Genomic DNA, 18,718 nt, shown 5'->3' with positions numbered 1-18,718 from the left:
CGCTTTGCGGCCCATTCGCACTCTCATGGCCTGCGGATAACCTGTGAGAGCAACTGCCTTGCTCAAAATTCTAAAACAGCCAGCCCCGTGGGAGCGGGCTTGTCCCGCGAACACGGGCGAAGCCCGTGCCATGCTCTGCGGTGCCTGCTTCACGGGACAAGCCCACTCCCACAGGGATCATGCTACGCCTTGAGCCTGTGCTGTACTTCGACGCTTTGGCAACTGCTGTTCTCGCCAGAGCATGCCTGTCCGGATCATCGCGTTAAGCTGCACGCCTTGTACAACGAAGATACAGGCGGCGGTGCGGCGATCCGACTTGCCCCGCGAAAGGGCCAACACTGCCACCCAACATCCAGCAAACATTCCCCGCCGCATGCCACTGCCAGCTCACCTAATGTTCCTCTGAATCTTATTTCAGGGGGCATCACATGGAGCGTGCTCAATCCCATCTTCTGCGCCGTGGCCGTTGCTCTCAGCCTGGTGGGTTGTACTTGCTGACTACGGTAACCCATGAGCGCAAGCGGACCTTCACCCACCTTCATCTCGCCCGTGGCGTGATCCAGCAACTCAGACAGGCTGAGCTCGATGGGCATTGCCAATCCCTCGCGTGGGTGGTCATGCCGGACCATGTGCACTGGCTGATCGAGTTACGAAGCGGCACCTTGTGTCGCCTGATGCGCAGATTCAAGTCACGCAGCAGCCATGCGCTTTATCAGCGGGGCATGCGGCGCGAAAAGATATGGCAGCAGGGCTACCAGGACCGAGCCTTGCGCCGGGAAGAAAGTGTGCTGCAGGTAGCGAGGGACATCGTTGCCAACCCCATCAGAGCAGGATTGGTTGACCGTGCGGGTGATTATCCGCATTGGGATGCAGTCTGGGTCTGATGCCATTCGCGGGGCAAGCCCGCTCCCACAGGCCTGTGGGAGCGGGTTTAGCTGTGAAGAATCCACACTCTTGAAGCTGGATCAGTAATCGATCCGCACATCTCCTTTAGGCACGCTGCAGCACGACAGGATGTAGCCCTCGGCCTCGTCTTCTTCGGTAATACCGCCGTTGTGCTCCATCTCCACTTCGCCGCCCAGCTTGAGCACCTTGCAGGTGCCGCATATGCCCATGCCGCAGGCCTTGGGGATCATCAGCCCGACCTTCGCCGCTGCCGCATGCACGGTCTCGCCCGGGGCAACGCGGATGCTCTTCTCGCTGCCGATGAACTCCACCAGGTTGAGGTCGGAGACATCCACTTCCGGCGCGTCGGCGGCCTGCTCGGCGTGCTCCACTGCATCGGCCTTGGCCTCTGCCGGCGTCGCGCCGAACGACTCCTCATGGTAGTTCTTCATGTCGAAGCCGACGGCTTCAAGCATGCGCTTGACCGCGCTCATGTACGGCGTCGGGCCGCAGCAGAACACCGTGCGCTCCATGTAGTCGGGCGCGATCAGCTCCATCAGCCGCTGGTTCAGGTACCCGCGGTAACCCGCCCAGGGCTCGCCCAGCCCGTGCTTCTCGCAAATGATGTGCAAGCTGAAGTTGGGGATGCGCGAGGCCATCTGCTCCAGCTCGCGGTGGAAGATGATGTCTTTCGGCGAACGGGCGCTGTGCACGAAGACCATGTCGACATTGGCGTTGGTGTCGTAAAACCAGCGCGCCATGGACATCACCGGGGTGATACCCACACCGCCCGAGAGGTACAGCACCTTGCCCGACGGGAAGTCGATGGCGTTGAACAACCCCACCGGGCCGTGCACCGGCAGCTCTGCGCCTTCGTGCATGGTGTCGTGCAGGTGGTTGGAGACATGCCCGCCTGGCACCCGCTTGACCGTGATCGAGAAGCTGTACGGCACCGACGGCGAACTGGAGATGGTATAGGAACGCATCACCGGTTTGCCTTCGATCTCAAGTTCCAGGGTGACGAACTGCCCTGGCTTGAAGAAGAACATGATCGGTTGGTCGGCCATGAAGCAGAACGTGCGCACGTCCCAGGTCTCCTGGATGACCTTGACGCAGCGCACGATGTGGCGGCCGTTGGCCCAGGTCTGGGTGGTGACCGGATTGAGGAAGGTATCGGACATGTTCATCTCCAGCAGCCGACAATTGGCCTTTTTATGGCTGCGATAATGCGCAAGCTGAAGGCGACGTACATTCCTGCCTGCGACATCGGCGTACTTATCGCGACCAGCCCCATGCTACAAGGGCTAGGGCGTCGTAATTCAAATCGGCCATGTCGCCCATGGATACGGTTCATGACGCCTTCGGACGCACACTCCACGGCAAAAGAACACGCTGTTTTTTTTACGACAGCCTTGCGGCACCACAACAATGATTAGCCACCTTTTGCCGGCCGCACGCGGCCCCGAGGACCACACGATGGACGTCACCGCAACCCTGAGCCTGGGCGATCCACTGGAAGCAGCACGCAAGGCTACCGCCGAGATGCTGCAGACCCGCGAGCGAACCTACTCGCTGCCCCAGCCTTTCTACACCGACGAGCGTCTGTTCCAGATCGACATGCAGGAGATCTTCCACAAAGAGTGGCTGATCGCTGGCATGACTTGCGAGATTCCGGCCAAAGGCAACTTCATTACCCTGCAGATCGGCAAGAACCCGATCATCGTCATCCGTGGCGCCGAAGGTAAGGTGCATGCCTTCCACAACGTCTGCCGCCATCGCGGTTCGCGCCTGTGCACCAGCGACAAGGGCAAGGTGGCCAAGCTGGTCTGCCATTACCACCAGTGGACCTACGAGCTGGACGGTCGCCTGCTGTTCGCCGGCACCGAGATGGGCGCCGACTTCGACATGAAGGAATACGGCCTCAAGCCGGTGAACGTGAAGGTTGCGGGTGGTTACATCTTCATCAGCCTGGCGGAAAACCCGCCAGCCATCGACGAGTTCCTGGCCACTTTGGACCATTACATGGAACCGTACGACATGGAGAACACCAAGATCGCGGTGCAGACCCAGTTGCTGGAAAAGGCCAACTGGAAGCTGGTACTGGAAAACAACCGCGAGTGCTACCACTGCAGCGGTTCGCACCCAGAGCTGCTGCAAACCCTGCTGGAGTGGGACGACACCAACGACCCACGCGCCAGCCAGGAATTCAAGGACCACGTGGCCGCCTCTGCCGCCGCCTGGGAAGCCGAGAAGATCCCGTACCTGCACAAGAGCCACGGGCTGCGTAACCGCATCGTGCGCATGCCGCTGCTCAAGGGCACCGTGTCGATGACCATGGACGGCAAGCAGGCCTGCCAGAAGCTGATGGGCCGCATCAAGAACCCGGACCTGGGTTCGATGCGCATCCTGCACCTGCCGCACTCGTGGAACCACTGCATGGGCGACCACCTGATCGTCTTCACCGTGTGGCCGATCAGCGCCCAGGAGACCCTGGTCACCACCAAGTGGCTGGTGCACAAGGATGCCGTCGAAGGCGTCGATTACGACCCGGAGCGCATGCGCAAGGTGTGGGACGCGACCAACGACCAAGACCGCCGCCTGGCCGAAGAGAACCAGCGCGGGATCAACTCCACGGCATACCAGCCAGGGCCTTATTCGAAGACCTATGAATTTGGCGTGGTGAACTTCATCGACTGGTACAGCCAGCGCGTGCTGGAGAACCTGGGGGCGGAGCCTGCGCCGTACTTGAAGGAAGTGCAGGCGCAGTAAGTATCCGTTCACGTGCGGCTAGTGGTGACCCCACTAGCTTGCTCACTGCCTGTTGCGTGTTGCGTCTTGCGTATTGCGTATTGCGCCTTGTCGTATGCTATTTCTCGATTCGGCAGACGGAGAAGCGGCGTCGGACGTCCATCTATTCATCCCGATCATCACAGGGGTACCCTGCAGCCATGGTTTCGCCTGAGCGAGGTCCCAAACCTCCTTTACCGACGTTCCCAGGGAAATCACGGTAAGGGTTGACAATGCCCATGTCTGCCAATCTTTTCCTGGCTCTACCAGGCGACTGATCCCCACTGCGATCCCTGCAACGGCACTGGCGCCACTGACCACCGAAAGCGCCCAATCACTTCGCGATGAGACAGGCAAGAGCCCTACCGTGTCGTTGACAGCGGCTGCTTGTAGGGCCATGCCTCGATGCGCCTGACGTGTTCGCCACATTGATCGAAGCTTCAGACCACTGGTGAAGAAACCCGTTAAGTTGGTAAGAATGCTGAGGATAGGAAACAGGTACTCACTGGCTTCCTGCCCTGTCGGATCGCGGTAGTTGATCGGGTCACCGAGGCAGTATGCATATGCGTTGAACCCACCCGCAGCGAACGGGCTGAGCCGATCTGGCGAGCGAAAGCGCATCAGTTGCGGGCTATAGGCACGATGCCCATTGCCCAGCAGGTAGCAGCCACTGGCTTGATCGAGGTGCGCATCAGAGAATGCCAGCCAAGGTCCAGCATCGGGTTGGAACCCAGCGTAGGGCGTATAGCGTCGATGCGGGGTAGCCTGCCCTCGCAGCACCGAGCGCTGGCGGTCAATTGCCAGCAGTGTGGTACCCGCCATTGCTACGCTCCCCAGGTCATTACCTGCCAGTACGTTAGCAAAGGGTACCTGTAGCGGTAACTGGCAAAAATGTCAGTTGCAGGGCAATGGTTTTCCACAGGCCAGACGCCTACCTCGTCAGATCAATTTTTGATCAAAACTCTGCAAGCCTTGGCAGGCCTGGGCTGCAGCACTTCCCGAACAACTTGCCCACAGGTTGGCCAACAGACTTTGTGAGCAAGTCCGCCAATTCGCTTAAACACCCTGTGGGTAACTACACCAACCCCTTGAATTGCGGTATTTCTGAAAGCGTTTGCTGAAATTGATCATTATTTGTACGTATCGCTGCAAGGCCCGAAGCTATTGCGCTGCAGCGAAGCACGAACACTTTATCCACACCTTGGCGAACAGATTCCGGGGGTAAAACCCGGACCACCTGACATTTTTGCCAGTTTCCTCAAAACCCCGCTCATGATTGATTGAAAGCAATCATGATGGCAGCAGCACGAGGTCACTTATGCACAGTCGCCTGAAAGGCACTGTAAAGTGGTTCCATGAGGTGAATGGAGTAGGTGTAATAACGGCTGAGGACGGCAGTGGGGACTATTTCGTAGCGCGGTGTGCAATTCTGATGGTGGGCAGGGCGCGGCTACTGGAGGGGGAGCGGGTAAGCTTTGAACCCATAATCGATGGACTGGCCTTTTGGGCATTCAATGTTGCCGAGCTACAGCCTTGAAGGGCCTGTGGGCGCGCCACTCCCACAGGGTCCCTGCTGAATCAATGAGATTAAATGCACGTCAGCGTAGAACGCCTTCCTCAACCAGCAGCTTGAGAATCGCCTCGGCGCCTTCTTGCGGCGATACATCCTTGAGCACCTTGCCCCCGCCGCCGCTGGCCTTGGCCGTGGCCGCCTTCATCCGGTCGGCACCGCTCTTGGCCTTGATCACCTTCAGGCGCTTGGGCCGTGGGCGGGCAGGTTGCAGCTCAGCCTCGCCCAGCAGCTCGTCTTCGACAATGGCCACGTCATGCGCCGCCAGCACACCCCGCCGCGCCGGGCCGAAGGCACTCTGGCGCGGCTTGGGCGCTGCGTTATCCACAGTCGCCAGCAATGGCAGGCGGACCTTGAGGCGACGCCGCTGGCCCCGTGGTAGCGCTTGCAGCACCTGGGCGGTGCCGTTTTCGATGGACTCCACCTCTGCCAGGCCGACGATCAACGGCCAGCCCAGCTTCTCGGCCAGCAGAAACGGCAGCATGCCCGACCCTTCACCGGTTTCCGCCTGGCTGCCAGTCAGTACCAGCTGCGCGCCAGCATCGCGTAAATAGTCGCCGAGCACGCCCAATACATCCGCACCCGCCGGCTGTTCCAGCACGTCCAGGTGCTCCAGGCCCATGCCCAGGTAGGCGCGCAGCGCCTCTTCACGAGGGTCGCCGGCATGTACCACCTGCAAGTTATCCCCAGCCAGCTGCAGACCCAGCTCCACTGCACGCGCGTCCTGCTCGGCGCGGCGGGCGCGCCCGGAGCTTGGGTGGGCACCGATCGAAACCAGGCTGATGACTTTCGTACTCATGCTCGTGCCCTTATGCCGCGTCGCGCTGGCCGCCGCTGCGGTAGTTGTCCACAGCCTCGACCAGTGCCAGGAGAATTGCCGAACTGTCGCCAATCACCGACAGATCGGCCCGTTTGATCATGTCGCAGCCCGGGTCCATGTTGATCGCCACCACTTTGTCGCAGGCGCCGATACCCTGCAGGTGCTGGATGGCGCCAGAGATACCCACCGCCACATAAACCCGCGCCGTGACCCAGGTACCGGTAGCCCCCACCTGGCGGTTGCGCGGCATGAAGCCGTCGTCCACCGCCACCCGCGAGGCGCCTTCGGTGGCACCGAGTGCCGCCGTGGCCTTGTGGTACAGGTCCCAGTCCTTGACGCCGTTGCCGCCCGAAACGATGAACTCCGCCTCGGCCATGGCGATGGTGGCCGGGTCGACCGCCACCGAGCCCAGGTCCTCGATACGCGACAGGCTGCGCACCACGCCTGTGGACAACTCCACCGGCAGCGCTTCGTGACGGGTTTCGCTGACCGGCTCGGCACATTCCGCCGCCGCCAGGATCAAGCGCGGCACTGCACGCTGCAGGTCTTGCTGGCCGGCACCGGCGCGGCCGATGCACTGGCCATCCTTGACCTGCCACACCCGCGTCGCCGGGCGCTCGCCCAGGGCAGCGCCCAGGCGCCTGCCCAGCTCACCGCCACCAGTGCGGCTGTCGGGCAGCAGCCAGTGGCGCGGTGTGAACTGGTTATCCACAGCCCGCAAGCCTTGCACCAGTTGCTCTGGCGCGTAGCCTTCGAAAGCTTCGCCCTCGATGACCAGCAAGCGGTCGACACCGGCGTTGGCGAAGTTGCTTTCCTTGTGCTCGCCAAACACGATCGCCAGCACCGCGCCGTCGCTGCCTGCCAGGCTGTGGGCCAGGCCGAGCAAGTCGCGGTCGTGGCTGCCGAGGCGGCCGCCGACCATGTCCGGCACCACGGCGATGTAGTACGCCGGCGCCGGCACCTGGTGCAGCGGCAGTTTCACTTCAGCCGCCGCCGTGCGCCGCCCGCCAACACCGGTGCCCTGCTGGGCGCCGCTGCGGTCGATACGCTTGATGCCAGCGGGGCCGATAAAGCCTGCGGCAATCGCGTGGGGGTTCTTGCGGATGACACCGTTTGGCCCCATCCAAGTGGTTTGTTGCGTCTGCATCGCCGCGTGCAGCGGATGCAGACGGTTACGGGCGATCCACTCGGCGCGTGGGTCGCGGCGGATGATGTCGCTCATCAGTGCACCTCCGCAGGTTCACGTTTGGCCGCTGGCGACTTGGCGTTCGCAGGGGCTTCGTCTTCGATCAGTACATCCGCTACCAACTCGGCCAGGTCCTTGATCTGTGGGCGCGGTTCGACCACACCTTCGAGCATCGCGGTGCACTGTGGGCAACCGACTGCCACCAGCTCGGCCTCGGTCTCACGGATGTCGTCCATGCGCATGTCGGGGATACGTTGCTTGCCCGGGATGTCGGTGATCGGCGCACCGCCGCCACCACCGCAGCAACGGGAACGGAAGCCCGACCGCTGCATCTCGCGCACTTCGATGCCAAGCGCCTTGAGCACATCGCGCGGCGCCTCGTATTCGCCGTTGTAACGGCCCAGGTAGCACGGGTCGTGATAGGTCACGCTGCCGCCCTTGTGCTGGCCGAGGTTGAGCTTGTTGGCCGCGATCAGTTCGGCGATGTAGGTGCTGTGGTGCTGCACCTGGTACTCGCCGCCCAAGGCACCGTACTCGTTCTTCAGCACATGGAAGCTGTGCGGGTCGCAGGTGACGATGCGCTGGAAGCGGTACTTGGCCAGGGTCTGGATGTTGCGTTTGGCCAGTTGCTGGAAGGTCGCTTCATCGCCCAGGCGCCGCGCCACGTCACCGCTGTCGCGTTCTTCCAGGCCGAGCACGGCAAAGTCCACGCCCGAGGCCTTGAGCACTTTGACGAAGGCACGCAGGGTGCGCTGGTTGCGCATGTCGAAGGCACCATCACCGACCCAGAACAGCACCTCGGTGGTGTTCACCTCCGACAGCAGTTTCAGGTTGAGGTCGGCCGCCCAGTTCATCCGCCCGCCAGGGGCGAAGCCGCCAGGGTTGTCGGTGGCGATCAGGTTGTCCAGCACCTCGGCGCCCTTGTTCGGGGTCGCGCCTTTTTCCAGGGTGAGGTGACGGCGCATGTCGACGATGGCATCGACGTGCTCAATCATCATCGGGCACTCCTCGACGCAGGCGCGGCAGGTGGTGCACGACCACAAGGTCTCGGCGTCGACCAGGCCGTTGACGATCGGCTGGTGCGGGTGGCCGCCATGCTCGCCAATAGGTTTGCCCGGGTAAGGGCTACCGGCAAACTTGGCGTCCGTGCCACCGGCCAGGCCGATGACCATGTCCTGGATGAGTTTTTTCGGGTTCAGCGGCTGGCCTGCGGCGTAGGCCGGGCACATGGCTTCACATTTACCGCACTGCACACAGGCATCGAAACCGAGCAGCTGGTTCCAGGTGAAGTCCACCGGTTTTTCCACACCCAGCGGTGCGTTCGGGTCTTCCAGGTCCAGCGGCTTGAGGCCGGTGGAGCGGCCGCCGCCGAAGCGCTCGGCACGGCGGTGCCAGGCCAGGTGCAGGGCACCGGCGAAGGCGTGTTTCATCGGACCGCCCCAGGTCATGCCGAAGAACAGCTCCGACACGCCCCACAGCACACCCAGGCCCAGTACGCCGACCATCACCCAGCCACCGGTGTTGGCGGGCAGGATGCCGGCCACCGGCAAGGTGGCGACGAAGAAGCTCGCGGCGAACACCAACAGGCTTTTCGGCAGCCGCATCCACGGGCCCTTGGACAGGCGCGAAGGCGGGTTGAGGCGGCGTTTGAAGACAAACAACGCGCCTGTGAACATGATCACCGTCGCCACCAGCAAGGCGTAGCCGAGGATCTTGCTCTGCAGGCCGAAGCCGTGTACCAGGATCGCCAAGGCAGCCGACAGCACGAAGCCGCCCGCCGTGGCCACGTGGGTCTTGGACATGTACTTGTCGCGCTCGACCACGTGGTGCAGGTCCACCAGGTAGCGTCGCGGCATGGCCAGCAGGCCGCCGATCAGGTTGACCTTGGACGGCCGGCCACGCCGCCACATGCGCACACGGCGCAGGGCGCCGAGCACCGCCAGGCCAAGGGCAGCGAACAGCAGAATGGGTAGAAGGGTGTTCAACATGGGAGGCTCCCACAAACAGCTGAATTCTTGCGCCCCTCTCAAAGGTGGGCGCGGACCCCTGTAGGAGCGGCCTTGCGTCGCGAAAGGGCTGCGCAGCGGCCCCGGCAATGTGTAGCACTGCTAAATGCCAGGGCCGCTACGCGACCCTTTCGCGACGCAAGGCCGCTCCTACAGGGGGGCCAGTCCCGCCCCTACAGAGGCGGTGCGATCAGAAGTCCTTGCACAGGCGCAAGGCGTCGTAGATCGCCGCATGCACGTTGCGCTGGGCCACGCAGTCGCCGATGCGGTACAGCAGGTAGCCCTCGCCCGGCTGGCTGAGGATCGGCTGCGGCTTGATGGCGAACAGCGCCTCCACATCGATCTGGCCCTTGTTGCGCGAGCCTTCCTTCAGCGCGTAGTACAGTTCTTCATCAGGCCGCACGCCGTTCTCGATCACTACCTGGTCGACCACGCGCTCTTCCTTGGCACCGGTGTACTCGTTCTCCAGCACCGCCACCAGCTTGTCGCCTTCGCGGTAGACCTTTTCCAGCATCATGTCGCCGGTCATGATCACTTCTTTCGGGTACATGCTGCGGTAGTAGGTCGGGAAGGTCGTACCACCCATGGCCACACCCGGCTTGATGTCGTCGGTGACGATCTCGACCTGGCTGCCTTTGTCGGCAATGTAGTCCGCCGCCGACATGCCGGTGAACTCACAGATGGTGTCGTACACCAGCACGTTCTTGCCCGGCGCAACCTTGCCGTCGAGCACGTCCCAGCTGCTGACCACCAGCCCTTCGGCAGCGCCCCAGTGTTCGTTCTGCTCGACGAAAGGATGGCCGCCCACCGCCAGCACGATCACGTCCGGGCGCAGGTCCTGGATGGCGTCCACGCTGGCTGCGGTGCCCAGGCGCAGGTCGACCTTCAGCCGCGCCAGCTCCAGTTGGTACCAGCGGGTGATACCGGCGATCTGGTCACGTTGCGGTGCCTTGGCAGCAATGGTGATCTGCCCGCCGATCTGGTCTTTCTTCTCGAACAGGGTCACATCATGGCCACGCTCGGCAGCCACGCGGGCGGCTTCCATGCCGGCCGGGCCGGCGCCAACCACCACCACCTTGCGTTTGACGCCGGTGGTCTTCTCGATGATGTGCGGCACACCCATGTACTCACGGGAGGTCGCGGCGTTCTGGATGCACAGTACATCCAGGCCCTGGTACTGGCGGTCGATGCAGTAGTTGGCACCGACGCACTGTTTGATCTGGTCGATCTGGCCCATCTTGATCTTGGCGATCAGGTGCGGGTCGGCCATGTGCGCACGGGTCATGCCGACCATGTCCACGTAGCCGCCTTCGAGGATGCGCGTGGCCTGGTTCGGGTCCTTGATATTCTGCGCGTGCAGCACCGGGACCTTGACCACTTCCTTGATGCCGGCCGCCAGGTGCAGGAACGGCTCCGGCGGGTAGCTCATGTTAGGGATGACGTTGGCCAGGGTGTTGTGGGTGTCGCAACCCGAGCCGACCACGCCGATGAAGTCAAGCATGCCGGTGCCATCGTAGTAGGCGGCGATCTGCTTCATGTCCTCGTGGCTGAGGCCATCGGGGTGGAACTCGTCACCACACAGGCGCATGCCCACGCAGAAGTCGTCACCGACCTCGGCGCGCACGGCCTTGAGCACTTCAAGGCCGAATTTCATGCGGCCTTCGAAGGTACCGCCCCATTCGTCGGTACGCTTGTTGACCCGCGGGCTCCAGAACTGGTCGATCATGTGCTGGTGCACGGCCGACAGTTCGACGCCGTCCAGGCCGCCCTCTTTGGCACGCCGCGCGGCCTGCGCGTAGTTGCCGATGACGCGCCAGATCTCTTCCACCTCGATGGTCTTGCAGGTGGCGCGGTGCACCGGTTCACGGATACCCGACGGCGACATCAGGGTGGGCCAGTTGAAGCCGTCCCAGCGCGAGCGACGGCCCATGTGGGTAATCTGGATCATGATCTTGGCGCCATGCTTGTGCATGGCGTCGGCCAGGTTCTGGAAGTGCGGGATGATGCGGTCGGTCGACAGGTTGACCGACGCCCACCACTCCTGCGGGCTGTCGATGGCGACGACGGACGAGCCGCCGCAGATCGCCAGGCCGATGCCGCCCTTGGCCTTCTCTTCGTAATACTTCACATAGCGGTCGGTCGTCATGCCGCCGTCAGTGGCGTAGACCTCGGCGTGCGCGGTGCTGAGCACGCGGTTGCGGATGGTCAGTTTGCCGATCTGGATCGGCTGGAACATTGCTTCGAATGCCATGACGCTATCTCCGGCTTACAACGGCTTTGTAACGAACAGGCCATCTTCGTGGCCTTCTTCCGACCCGCCGTAGACCTGTTCGGCCACGGTGCGGATCTTGCTGCCGCGGGCAGCGAGAATCTGGTCCATTGCACCGGCGAACCAGCCGGTGAACATGTAGTCGACCTTGCGGCCAACCTTGCCGTACACGTACACGAACGCCGAGTGCTTGAGCTTGACGCTGCAGGTGCCTTTGTCCAGGTCGATGTCCTGGATCTCGAACAGGCCCCAGCCACGCTGGGACAGCCGCTTCATGTAATGCTCGAACACCGCCACGCCTTCCAGGCCATGGCATTCGGCTTCTTTCTCGCACCAGTGCCAGGCGGACTTGTAGCCGGCCTTGTAGAGGATCTCGGCATAGGCGTCAGCGCCCAGCACTTCCTCGATGCCGATGTGGTTGTTGACGAAGAAATGGCGTGGCACGTACAGCATCGGCAAGGCGTCGCTGGTCCATACACCGGTCTCGGTGTCGACTTCGATTGGCAATTGCGGGGCGATCTTGGCCATGGAAACTCAACTCCATAAAATTTTTATTGGGATGCCCCGGCGTTGCTGGCAGGGGCTTTCAGGCTTGGAGAGCGGCTTACTCGCCCCAGACATCCTTGAGGACGTTTACCCAGTTCTCGCCCATGATCTTGCGCACCACACGCTCGGAGTGGCCGCGCTTGAGCAAGGTCTCGGTGAGGTTGGGGAACTCCCCGACGGTGCGAATGCCCAGCGGGTTGATGATCTTGCCGAAATTGGTCAGGCGACGGGCATAGCCCTTGTCGTGGGTCAGGTACTCGAAGAAGTCCTGGCCGTGGCCCTGGGTGAAGTCGGTGCCGATGCCGATGGCGTCTTCACCGACGATGTTCATGGTGTATTCGATGGCTTCGGCGTAGTCGTCGATGGTCGAATCGATGCCCTTGGCCAGGAACGGCGCGAACATGGTCACGCCGACGAAACCGCCGTGGTCGGCGATGAACTTCAGCTCTTCGTCCGACTTGTTGCGCGGGTGTTCTTTCAGGCCCGACGGCAGGCAATGGGAGTAGCAGACCGGCTTCTTCGATTCGAGGATGACCTCTTCGGAGGTCTTGGAGCCGACGTGGGACAGGTCGCACATGATGCCGACGCGGTTCATCTCGGCGACGATCTCGCGGCCGAAGCCCGACAGGCCACCGTCACGCTCGTAGCAGCCGGTACCCACCAGGTTCTGGGTGTTGTAGCACATCTGCACGATGCCCACGCCCAGCTGCTTGAACACGTCCACGTAGGCGATCTGGTCTTCGAACGCGTGGGCGTTCTGGAAGCCGAAGAGGATGCCGGTCTTGCCCAGCTCTTTAGCCTTGCGGATGTCGGCGGTGGTGCGCACCGGCATGACCAGGTCACCGTTGTCGCGGATCAGCTTCTGGCTGGCGGCGATCTGGTCGACAGTGGCCTTGAAGCCTTCCCAGACCGACACCGTGCAGTTGGCCGCAGTCAGTCCGCCTTTGCGCATGTCCTCGAACAGTTCGCGATTCCATTTGGCAATGATCAGACCGTCGATGACGATGCTGTCGGCGTGAAGTTCTGCTGGGCTCATCAGGCTGTCCCCTTTTATTGACTGGGTTCTTGAGTGGTCCGCGCCTGAAGCATGTGCCGGCGCTTTGGGGCCAGCATATGCCTGCGGCCCGAGGCGCCCCGATGCAAAAACGACAGGGGGTTTGCCGAAAGCGTCAATGCGCGACAACAGGCGCTCTGCGGCGCTGTCTGGCGATGAGAGACAGTCTCGATAACGACATGTTCGAGGCTTTCATGAACATTTCGTCAGGGAGCTACCACGTCGCCTTCGGCTGAGCGAGAATCCCTGCGATTCGTCAGCCTGTTGAGGAGAAAAGGATGAAATCAATGGCATGGCTGGTACTGCTGGCCGTCGTTTCGGGCGCCCAGGCCGGTGAGGAAGAGAGCACCCCCTGCGACAACGTCGAGACCGACCAGCAGAGCTACGCGTGTGCGGCGTTCAACAAGCAGACCGCCGAGCGTGAGCTGAGGTCGGCTTACGATGACCTGACCCAGCGCATTCGCGACCAGTATGCCGACGAAGCCGACCAGGCCACCGCCTTGGTCGAGCGCATGGAGGCGGCAGAAACGCTGTGGGCACAGCTGCGCGATGCCGATTGCAAGGTCGAGACCTATGCCGAAAAGCCTGGCAGCAAAGCGTTCGAGGCAGCGTGGAATACCTGCGTGGCGCAGCGCAGTGATGACCGGTCGGAGTATTTGCAGTCCATTGGCCAGCAGTAAACCTGCCCCGCGAAAAGGCCGGTATGACAACCCTCAAACCGCCCGGGCCAACCGATCCTCCCGCGGGCAGCGCTGGTACCGCGCGCGGTAACAGCGGGTAAAGTACGACGCCGACTCGAACCCGCACGCCACCCCCACCTCCAGCACGCTCATGTCGGTCTGGCGCAACAGCTGCCGCGCCTTGTCCAGCCGCAAGCGCAGGTAAAAGCCACTGGGCGTGTCATCCAGGTGCAGGCGAAACAGCCGCTCCAACTGGCGCCGCGTCACCTGCACGGTATCGGCCAGCAGTTGGGTATTGAGCGGCTGCTCGGTGTTGCGCTCCATCTCGCCGATCACCTTCACCAGCTTCTTGTTGCTGATGCCATAACGGCTGGCGATCTGCATGCGCTGGTGGTCCTGTCGCGGGCGGATACGCCCGAGCACGAACTGCTCCGACACCTGCACCGCCAACTCACTGCCGTGTGCCTGCCCAATCAGGTCGAGCATCAGGTCGATCGAGGCAGTGCCGCCGGCACAGGTGATACGCCGCCGGTCGATCTCGAACAGCTCCTGGGTCGCCTGCAGGCTCGGGTAGCGCTCCTTGAAGGCTTCCAGCGCCTCCCAGTGCACCGTGGCCCGGTGGCCGTCGAGCAGGCCGGCCTCGGCCAGCACCACCGCACCGGTATCGATACCGCCGAGGATGACCCCCTCGTGATCCAGACGGCGTAGCGCCTGCTGCAGTGGCGGGCCGAAGCAGGCCAACGGCTCGAAACCGGCGACGATCAGCACAATGGCGCCCGCCTCACCAGCGCCCAGCGCCGCGTCGGCGTTCACCGACATCCCATTGCTGGCCTGCACCGCCCCACCGTCCAGGCTGAGCACGCACCAGCGATACAACGGGCCGCGAAAGCGGTTGGCCACGCGCAGCGGCTCCAGGGCACTGATGAAGCCCATCGCCGAGAACCCCGGCAGCAGCAGGAAGTGAACGGTATCCGCCATCGAATGCTCCACAAGAGAGGTGGTCGCCAGGGTGCAAGTGTTGGTCGCCAGGGTGCGATTTTCCACCCCGCCAGCGGCGTAGTTTAAGCAAACGGTCCACAGAGGCCGCCCACCATAACAATATGCACTGCCGATGGAGAGCCACCATGCACAGCTTGATCCGCCGCAGCCTGTTGACCCTTGCCGTGAGCAGCATCGCCTCTACCCCGCTTTTTGCCGCCGAGCCCGCCGCCTGCCAGAACGTGCGCCTGGGCGTGGTCAACTGGACCGACGTCATCGCCACCAGCGCCATGGCCCAGGTGCTGCTCGACGGCCTGGGTTACCAGACCAAGCAGACCAGCGCTTCGCAGCAGATCATCTTTGCCGGTATCCGCGACAAACGCCTGGATATGTTCCTGGGTTACTGGAACCCGATCATGACCCAGACCATCACCCCGTTCATCGACGCCAAGCAGGTGAAGGTGCTCGACAAGCCGAGCCTGGAAGATGCCCGGGCAACCCTGGCAGTGCCCAAATACCTGGCAGACAAGGGTTTGAAGACCTTCGCCGACATCCACAAGTACGAAAAGGAGCTGGGTGGAAAAATCTACGGCATCGAGCCGGGCTCGGGCGCCAATACCCAGATCAAGGCGATGATCGCCAAGAACCAGTTCGGCCTGGGCAAGTTCCAGCTGGTCGAGTCCAGCGAAGCCGGCATGCTCGCTGCGGTCGACCGCGCCGTGCGGCGCAAGGAGGCGGTGGTGTTTTTCGGCTGGGCGCCGCACCCGATGAACGTGAATATCGACATGGCCTACCTGGGTGAGAGCCAAGGCGCCCTCGGCCCTGACGAAGGTCGGGCCACGGTGTGGACGGTGACCGCGCCGGACTACGCCGAGCGCTGCCCCAACGCCCACCGCCTGCTGGCCAACCTGACGTTCAGCGCCGAGGACGAGAGCCGCATGATGCAACCGCTGCTCGACCACAAGGATGCACTGGCGTCGGCCCGCCAGTGGCTCAAGGACCACCCTGAAGACAAGGCCCGCTGGCTTGAGGGTGTGACCACCTTCGACGGCAAGCCGGCGGCGGACAACCTCAAGCTTACTGCCAACTGACAGGCCCATTCGCGGGGCAAGCCCGCTCCCACAGGATGTCCACTGAATCAGGGCCGCGCGCCTCCTGTGGGAGCGGGCTTGCCCCACGAAAAAGCCAACACCGATCTCATAAGGAACCGCCATGAACCACGACGTCATCATCACCTGCGCCCTCACCGGCGCCGGCGACACCGCCTCGAAAAGCCACTTGGTCCCGGTCACCCCCAAACAGATCGCCGAGTCCGCCGTAGAAGCCGCAAAAGCCGGCGCCACCGTGGTCCACTGCCACGTCCGCGACCCGCAAACCGGTCGCTTCAGCCGCGACGTGAACCTCTACCGCGAAGTCATGGAACGCATCCGCGAAGCCGACGTGGACATCATCGTCAACCTCACCGCCGGCATGGGCGGCGACCTGGAAATCGGCTCGGGCGAATCGCCCATGGAGTTTGGCCCTGGCACCGATCTGATCGGCCCGCTGGAACGCCTGGCCCATGTCGAAGCCCTGCTGCCGGAAATCTGCACGCTCGACTGCGGCACGCTCAACTTCGGCGATGGCAATTCCATTTATGTTTCCACCCCTGCGCAGCTGCGCGCTGGGGCCAAGCGCATTACCGAACTGGGGGTGAAGGCCGAACTGGAAATCTTCGACACCGGCCACCTGTGGTTCGCCAAGCAGATGATCAAGGAAGGTCTGCTCCAAGACCCGTTGTTCCAGCTGTGCCTGGGCATCCCGTGGGGTGCACCGGCAGACACCACGACCATGAAGGCCATGGTCGACAACCTGCCCGCCAACGTCACTTGGGCCGGCTTCGGCATCGGCCGCATGCAGATGCCGATGGCGGCCCAGGCCGTGCTGCTCGGCGGCAACGTGCGCGTTGGGCTGGAAGACAACCTGTACCTGGACCGCGGCGTACTGGCCAGCAACGGCCAACTGGTCGAGCGCGCGGTGGAGATCATCTCCCGCCTCGGCGCCCGTGTACTGACCCCGGCCGAGGGCCGGGCAAAAATGAACCTCGAACGCCGCTGACCCCCTCTGGAGACCGATATGCCATTCATCACCAAGATCAACACCTTCGCCGCCCTGGGCAGTGGCGTGATCGGCAGCGGCTGGGTTGCCCGCGCCCTCGCCCACGGGCTCGATGTGGTCGCCTGGGACCCGGCTCCGGGAGCCGAACAGGCCCTGCGCCAACGCATCGCCAACGCCTGGCCGGCGCTGGAAAAACAAGGCCTGGCACCGGGTGCATCGCAAGATCGATTGAAGTTCGTCAGCACCATCGAGGCGTGCGTGCGCGATGCCGATTTCATCCAGGAAAGCGCCCCAGAACGCCTGGACCTCAAGCTCGACCTGCACGCCAAGATCAGCGCGGCGGCCAAGCCGAACGCGATCATCGGCTCCAGTACTTCGGGGCTGCTGCCCAGCGAATTCTATGAGTCCTCGACCCACCCCGAACGTTGCGTGGTCGGCCACCCGTTCAACCCGGTGTACCTGCTGCCATTGGTAGAAATCGTCGGTGGCCGCGACACCGCACCAGAGGCGATCGAGGCGGCGAAAACCATCTACACCGCCCTGGGCATGCGCCCGCTGCATGTGCGCAAGGAAGTGCCCGGTTTTATCGCCGACCGCCTGCTCGAAGCGCTGTGGCGCGAGGCGCTGCACCTGGTCAACGACGGCGTGGCGACCACCGGCGAGATCGACGATGCCATCCGCTTTGGCGCCGGCCTGCGCTGGTCGTTCATGGGCACCTTCCTCACCTACACCCTGGCCGGTGGCGACGCCGGCATGCGTCACTTCATGGCCCAGTTCGGCCCCGCCCTGCAACTGCCGTGGACCTACCTGCCGGCACCGGAGCTGACCGACAAACTGATCGACGATGTAGTGGACGGTACCTCGGAGCAGTTAGGCGAGCGCAGCATCGCCGCGCTGGAGCGCTATCGTGATGACACCCTGCTGGCGGTGCTGGAGGCAGTGAAGACCAGCAAAGCCGCACATGGCATGGCCTTTGGCGATTGAGGAGCAAGCAATGCCCGCACTGATCACCTACCGCACCCCAGTCCAGGAGGACTGGGTCGATTACAACGGGCACCTGCGCGATGCCTATTACCTGTTGATCTTCAGCTATGCCACCGATGCGCTGATGGAGCGTATTGGCCTGGACGCCGATGCGCGAGACCAGAGTGGGCATTCATTGTTCACCCTCGAAGCGCACATCAATTACCTGCATGAGGTAAAGCTCGGCAGCGAAGTGTGGGTGCAGACGCAGATCATCGGCTTCGATAAAAAGCGCCTGCACCTCTATCACAGCCTGCATCGCTCAGGGTTCGACGAGGCGCTGGCAGCCAGCGAACAGATGCTGTTGCATGTGGACCTGGCGGGGCCGAAAGCGGCCCCTTTTGGCGATAACAGCGTTGCTTCACTAGAGACCCTGGTAGGTCAACAACACGATGCCCCCCCTGCTGATTTTGTCGGTAGGGCCATACACTTGTAAGGGCGTTGTTACCGCGAAGGTCGCGGCGTGATTGAAGTGTGGCCTGCCGGACGCGGCGCGTGTGGACTCACTTGGAAGCCCTGCCTTCCAGGAGTTCAATCCGGGTCACTTTGCGCTGCAGGTCATTAGGGTAGGGCACGATGTCCATCCCCTCCGGGACCTCCTGGCCATCCCTAGTGTGGTGTTTCAGAAATACCACTGAAAATCATTTGCCCAGCGCTCGCGCCGCGCGAGCGACTGAGGCAAGGATGTCATCGGCCTTCTTGTGCCACCGAAATGGCTTCGGGTTCTGGTTGTAGGTTTCCAGGTAGTACTCGATCGACGCCTCCAGATCTTTAACGCTGACATGTGCCTGCCGCTTGATCCACTTCTCGCTCAGCG

17 protein-coding genes and 1 pseudogene are annotated in these 18,718 nt (G+C 62.7%); 8 read left to right on the top strand and 10 right to left on the bottom strand.

The window, feature by feature from the left end:
• Positions 1–428 precede the first annotated feature (428 nt).
• Positions 429–884, top strand: coding sequence for a transposase (locus CKW22_RS25000; protein WP_095065427.1), 456 nt, complete (start codon positions 429–431; stop codon positions 882–884).
• A gap of 81 nt (positions 885–965) precedes the next feature.
• Here CKW22_RS25000 and gbcB read toward each other — a convergent pair whose 3' ends face one another.
• Positions 966–2,066: a glycine-betaine demethylase subunit GbcB gene (gbcB, locus tag CKW22_RS24995; protein WP_033703152.1), complete on the bottom strand. Its 1,101-nt coding sequence runs from the start codon at positions 2,064–2,066 to the stop codon at positions 966–968.
• A gap of 295 nt (positions 2,067–2,361) precedes the next feature.
• Here gbcB and gbcA point away from each other — a divergent pair, with 295 nt between their 5' ends.
• Positions 2,362–3,654 (top strand): glycine-betaine demethylase subunit GbcA, encoded by a 1,293-nt coding sequence (gbcA, locus tag CKW22_RS24985; RefSeq protein ID WP_047582963.1) that lies wholly within the window; start codon positions 2,362–2,364, stop codon positions 3,652–3,654.
• Between the two features lie 42 nt (positions 3,655–3,696).
• On the opposite strand, the gene CKW22_RS24980 is transcribed toward gbcA, so the two are convergent.
• On the bottom strand, positions 3,697–4,494 hold the full coding sequence (locus CKW22_RS24980; protein ID WP_095065423.1) for an RHS repeat-associated core domain-containing protein: 798 nt from the start codon (positions 4,492–4,494) through the stop codon (positions 3,697–3,699).
• Between the two features lie 496 nt (positions 4,495–4,990).
• Between CKW22_RS24980 and CKW22_RS24975 the strand changes: the two genes are divergently transcribed.
• Positions 4,991–5,209: a cold shock domain-containing protein gene (locus CKW22_RS24975; protein ID WP_033703155.1), complete on the top strand. Its 219-nt coding sequence runs from the start codon at positions 4,991–4,993 to the stop codon at positions 5,207–5,209.
• 61 nt (positions 5,210–5,270) lie between these two features.
• On the opposite strand, the gene CKW22_RS24970 is transcribed toward CKW22_RS24975, so the two are convergent.
• The 6 genes from CKW22_RS24970 to CKW22_RS24945 form a co-directional block, all read right to left on the bottom strand.
• The gene (locus CKW22_RS24970) at positions 5,271–6,041 is read right to left on the bottom strand and encodes an electron transfer flavoprotein subunit beta (protein ID WP_033703156.1); all 771 of its coding nucleotides are present in this window, start codon (positions 6,039–6,041) and stop codon (positions 5,271–5,273) included.
• 10 nt (positions 6,042–6,051) lie between these two features.
• Entirely contained in the window at positions 6,052–7,284 is a 1,233-nt protein-coding gene (locus CKW22_RS24965) for an electron transfer flavoprotein subunit alpha/FixB family protein (RefSeq protein ID WP_095065421.1), read from the bottom strand.
• Positions 7,284–9,236: a dimethylglycine demethylation protein DgcB gene (gene dgcB, locus CKW22_RS24960; protein WP_095065419.1), complete on the bottom strand. Its 1,953-nt coding sequence runs from the start codon at positions 9,234–9,236 to the stop codon at positions 7,284–7,286. The genes CKW22_RS24965 and dgcB overlap by 1 nt, the downstream gene beginning before the upstream one ends.
• Positions 9,237–9,444: 208 nt before the next feature.
• Complete coding sequence (gene dgcA, locus CKW22_RS24955) at positions 9,445–11,505, bottom strand: dimethylglycine demethylation protein DgcA (protein WP_033703159.1); 2,061 nt, start codon at positions 11,503–11,505, stop codon at positions 9,445–9,447.
• A gap of 15 nt (positions 11,506–11,520) precedes the next feature.
• Positions 11,521–12,051: a DUF5943 domain-containing protein gene (locus CKW22_RS24950; RefSeq protein WP_033703161.1), complete on the bottom strand. Its 531-nt coding sequence runs from the start codon at positions 12,049–12,051 to the stop codon at positions 11,521–11,523.
• 76 nt (positions 12,052–12,127) lie between these two features.
• On the bottom strand, positions 12,128–13,105 hold the full coding sequence (locus tag CKW22_RS24945; RefSeq protein ID WP_033703163.1) for a dipeptidase: 978 nt from the start codon (positions 13,103–13,105) through the stop codon (positions 12,128–12,130).
• A 296-nt stretch (positions 13,106–13,401) separates the two neighbouring features.
• Here CKW22_RS24945 and CKW22_RS24940 point away from each other — a divergent pair, with 296 nt between their 5' ends.
• The gene (locus CKW22_RS24940) at positions 13,402–13,803 is read left to right on the top strand and encodes a lysozyme inhibitor LprI family protein (protein ID WP_047582961.1); all 402 of its coding nucleotides are present in this window, start codon (positions 13,402–13,404) and stop codon (positions 13,801–13,803) included.
• Positions 13,804–13,836: 33 nt separating this feature from the next.
• On the opposite strand, the gene CKW22_RS24935 is transcribed toward CKW22_RS24940, so the two are convergent.
• Positions 13,837–14,781 carry a GlxA family transcriptional regulator gene (locus tag CKW22_RS24935; RefSeq protein ID WP_033703165.1) on the bottom strand — a complete coding sequence of 315 codons (945 nt, stop codon included), beginning with the start codon at positions 14,779–14,781 and terminating at the stop codon, positions 13,837–13,839.
• A 146-nt stretch (positions 14,782–14,927) separates the two neighbouring features.
• Between CKW22_RS24935 and choX the strand changes: the two genes are divergently transcribed.
• The 4 genes from choX (at position 14,928) to CKW22_RS24915 (ending at position 18,337) form a co-directional block, all read left to right on the top strand.
• Positions 14,928–15,872: a choline ABC transporter substrate-binding protein gene (gene choX, locus CKW22_RS24930; RefSeq protein WP_033703167.1), complete on the top strand. Its 945-nt coding sequence runs from the start codon at positions 14,928–14,930 to the stop codon at positions 15,870–15,872.
• Positions 15,873–15,993: 121 nt separating this feature from the next.
• The gene (locus CKW22_RS24925) at positions 15,994–16,878 is read left to right on the top strand and encodes a 3-keto-5-aminohexanoate cleavage protein (RefSeq protein WP_095065417.1); all 885 of its coding nucleotides are present in this window, start codon (positions 15,994–15,996) and stop codon (positions 16,876–16,878) included.
• Positions 16,879–16,896: 18 nt separating this feature from the next.
• Positions 16,897–17,862, top strand: a complete 966-nt coding sequence (locus CKW22_RS24920; protein ID WP_033703169.1) for an L-carnitine dehydrogenase — start codon at positions 16,897–16,899, stop codon at positions 17,860–17,862.
• Positions 17,863–17,872: 10 nt separating this feature from the next.
• Positions 17,873–18,337, top strand: a complete 465-nt coding sequence (locus CKW22_RS24915; RefSeq protein WP_095065415.1) for a thioesterase family protein — start codon at positions 17,873–17,875, stop codon at positions 18,335–18,337.
• Between the two features lie 205 nt (positions 18,338–18,542).
• Here the strand turns inward: CKW22_RS24915 and CKW22_RS24910 are convergent.
• Positions 18,543–18,718, bottom strand: a pseudogene (locus tag CKW22_RS24910) (IS630 family transposase); the annotation flags it as partial.

This window comes from Pseudomonas sp. Irchel s3f19 (assembly GCF_900187555.1).
GTDB lineage: Bacteria > Pseudomonadota > Gammaproteobacteria > Pseudomonadales > Pseudomonadaceae > Aquipseudomonas > Aquipseudomonas capeferrum.
This window is presented reverse-complemented; position numbering and strand designations above follow the sequence as displayed.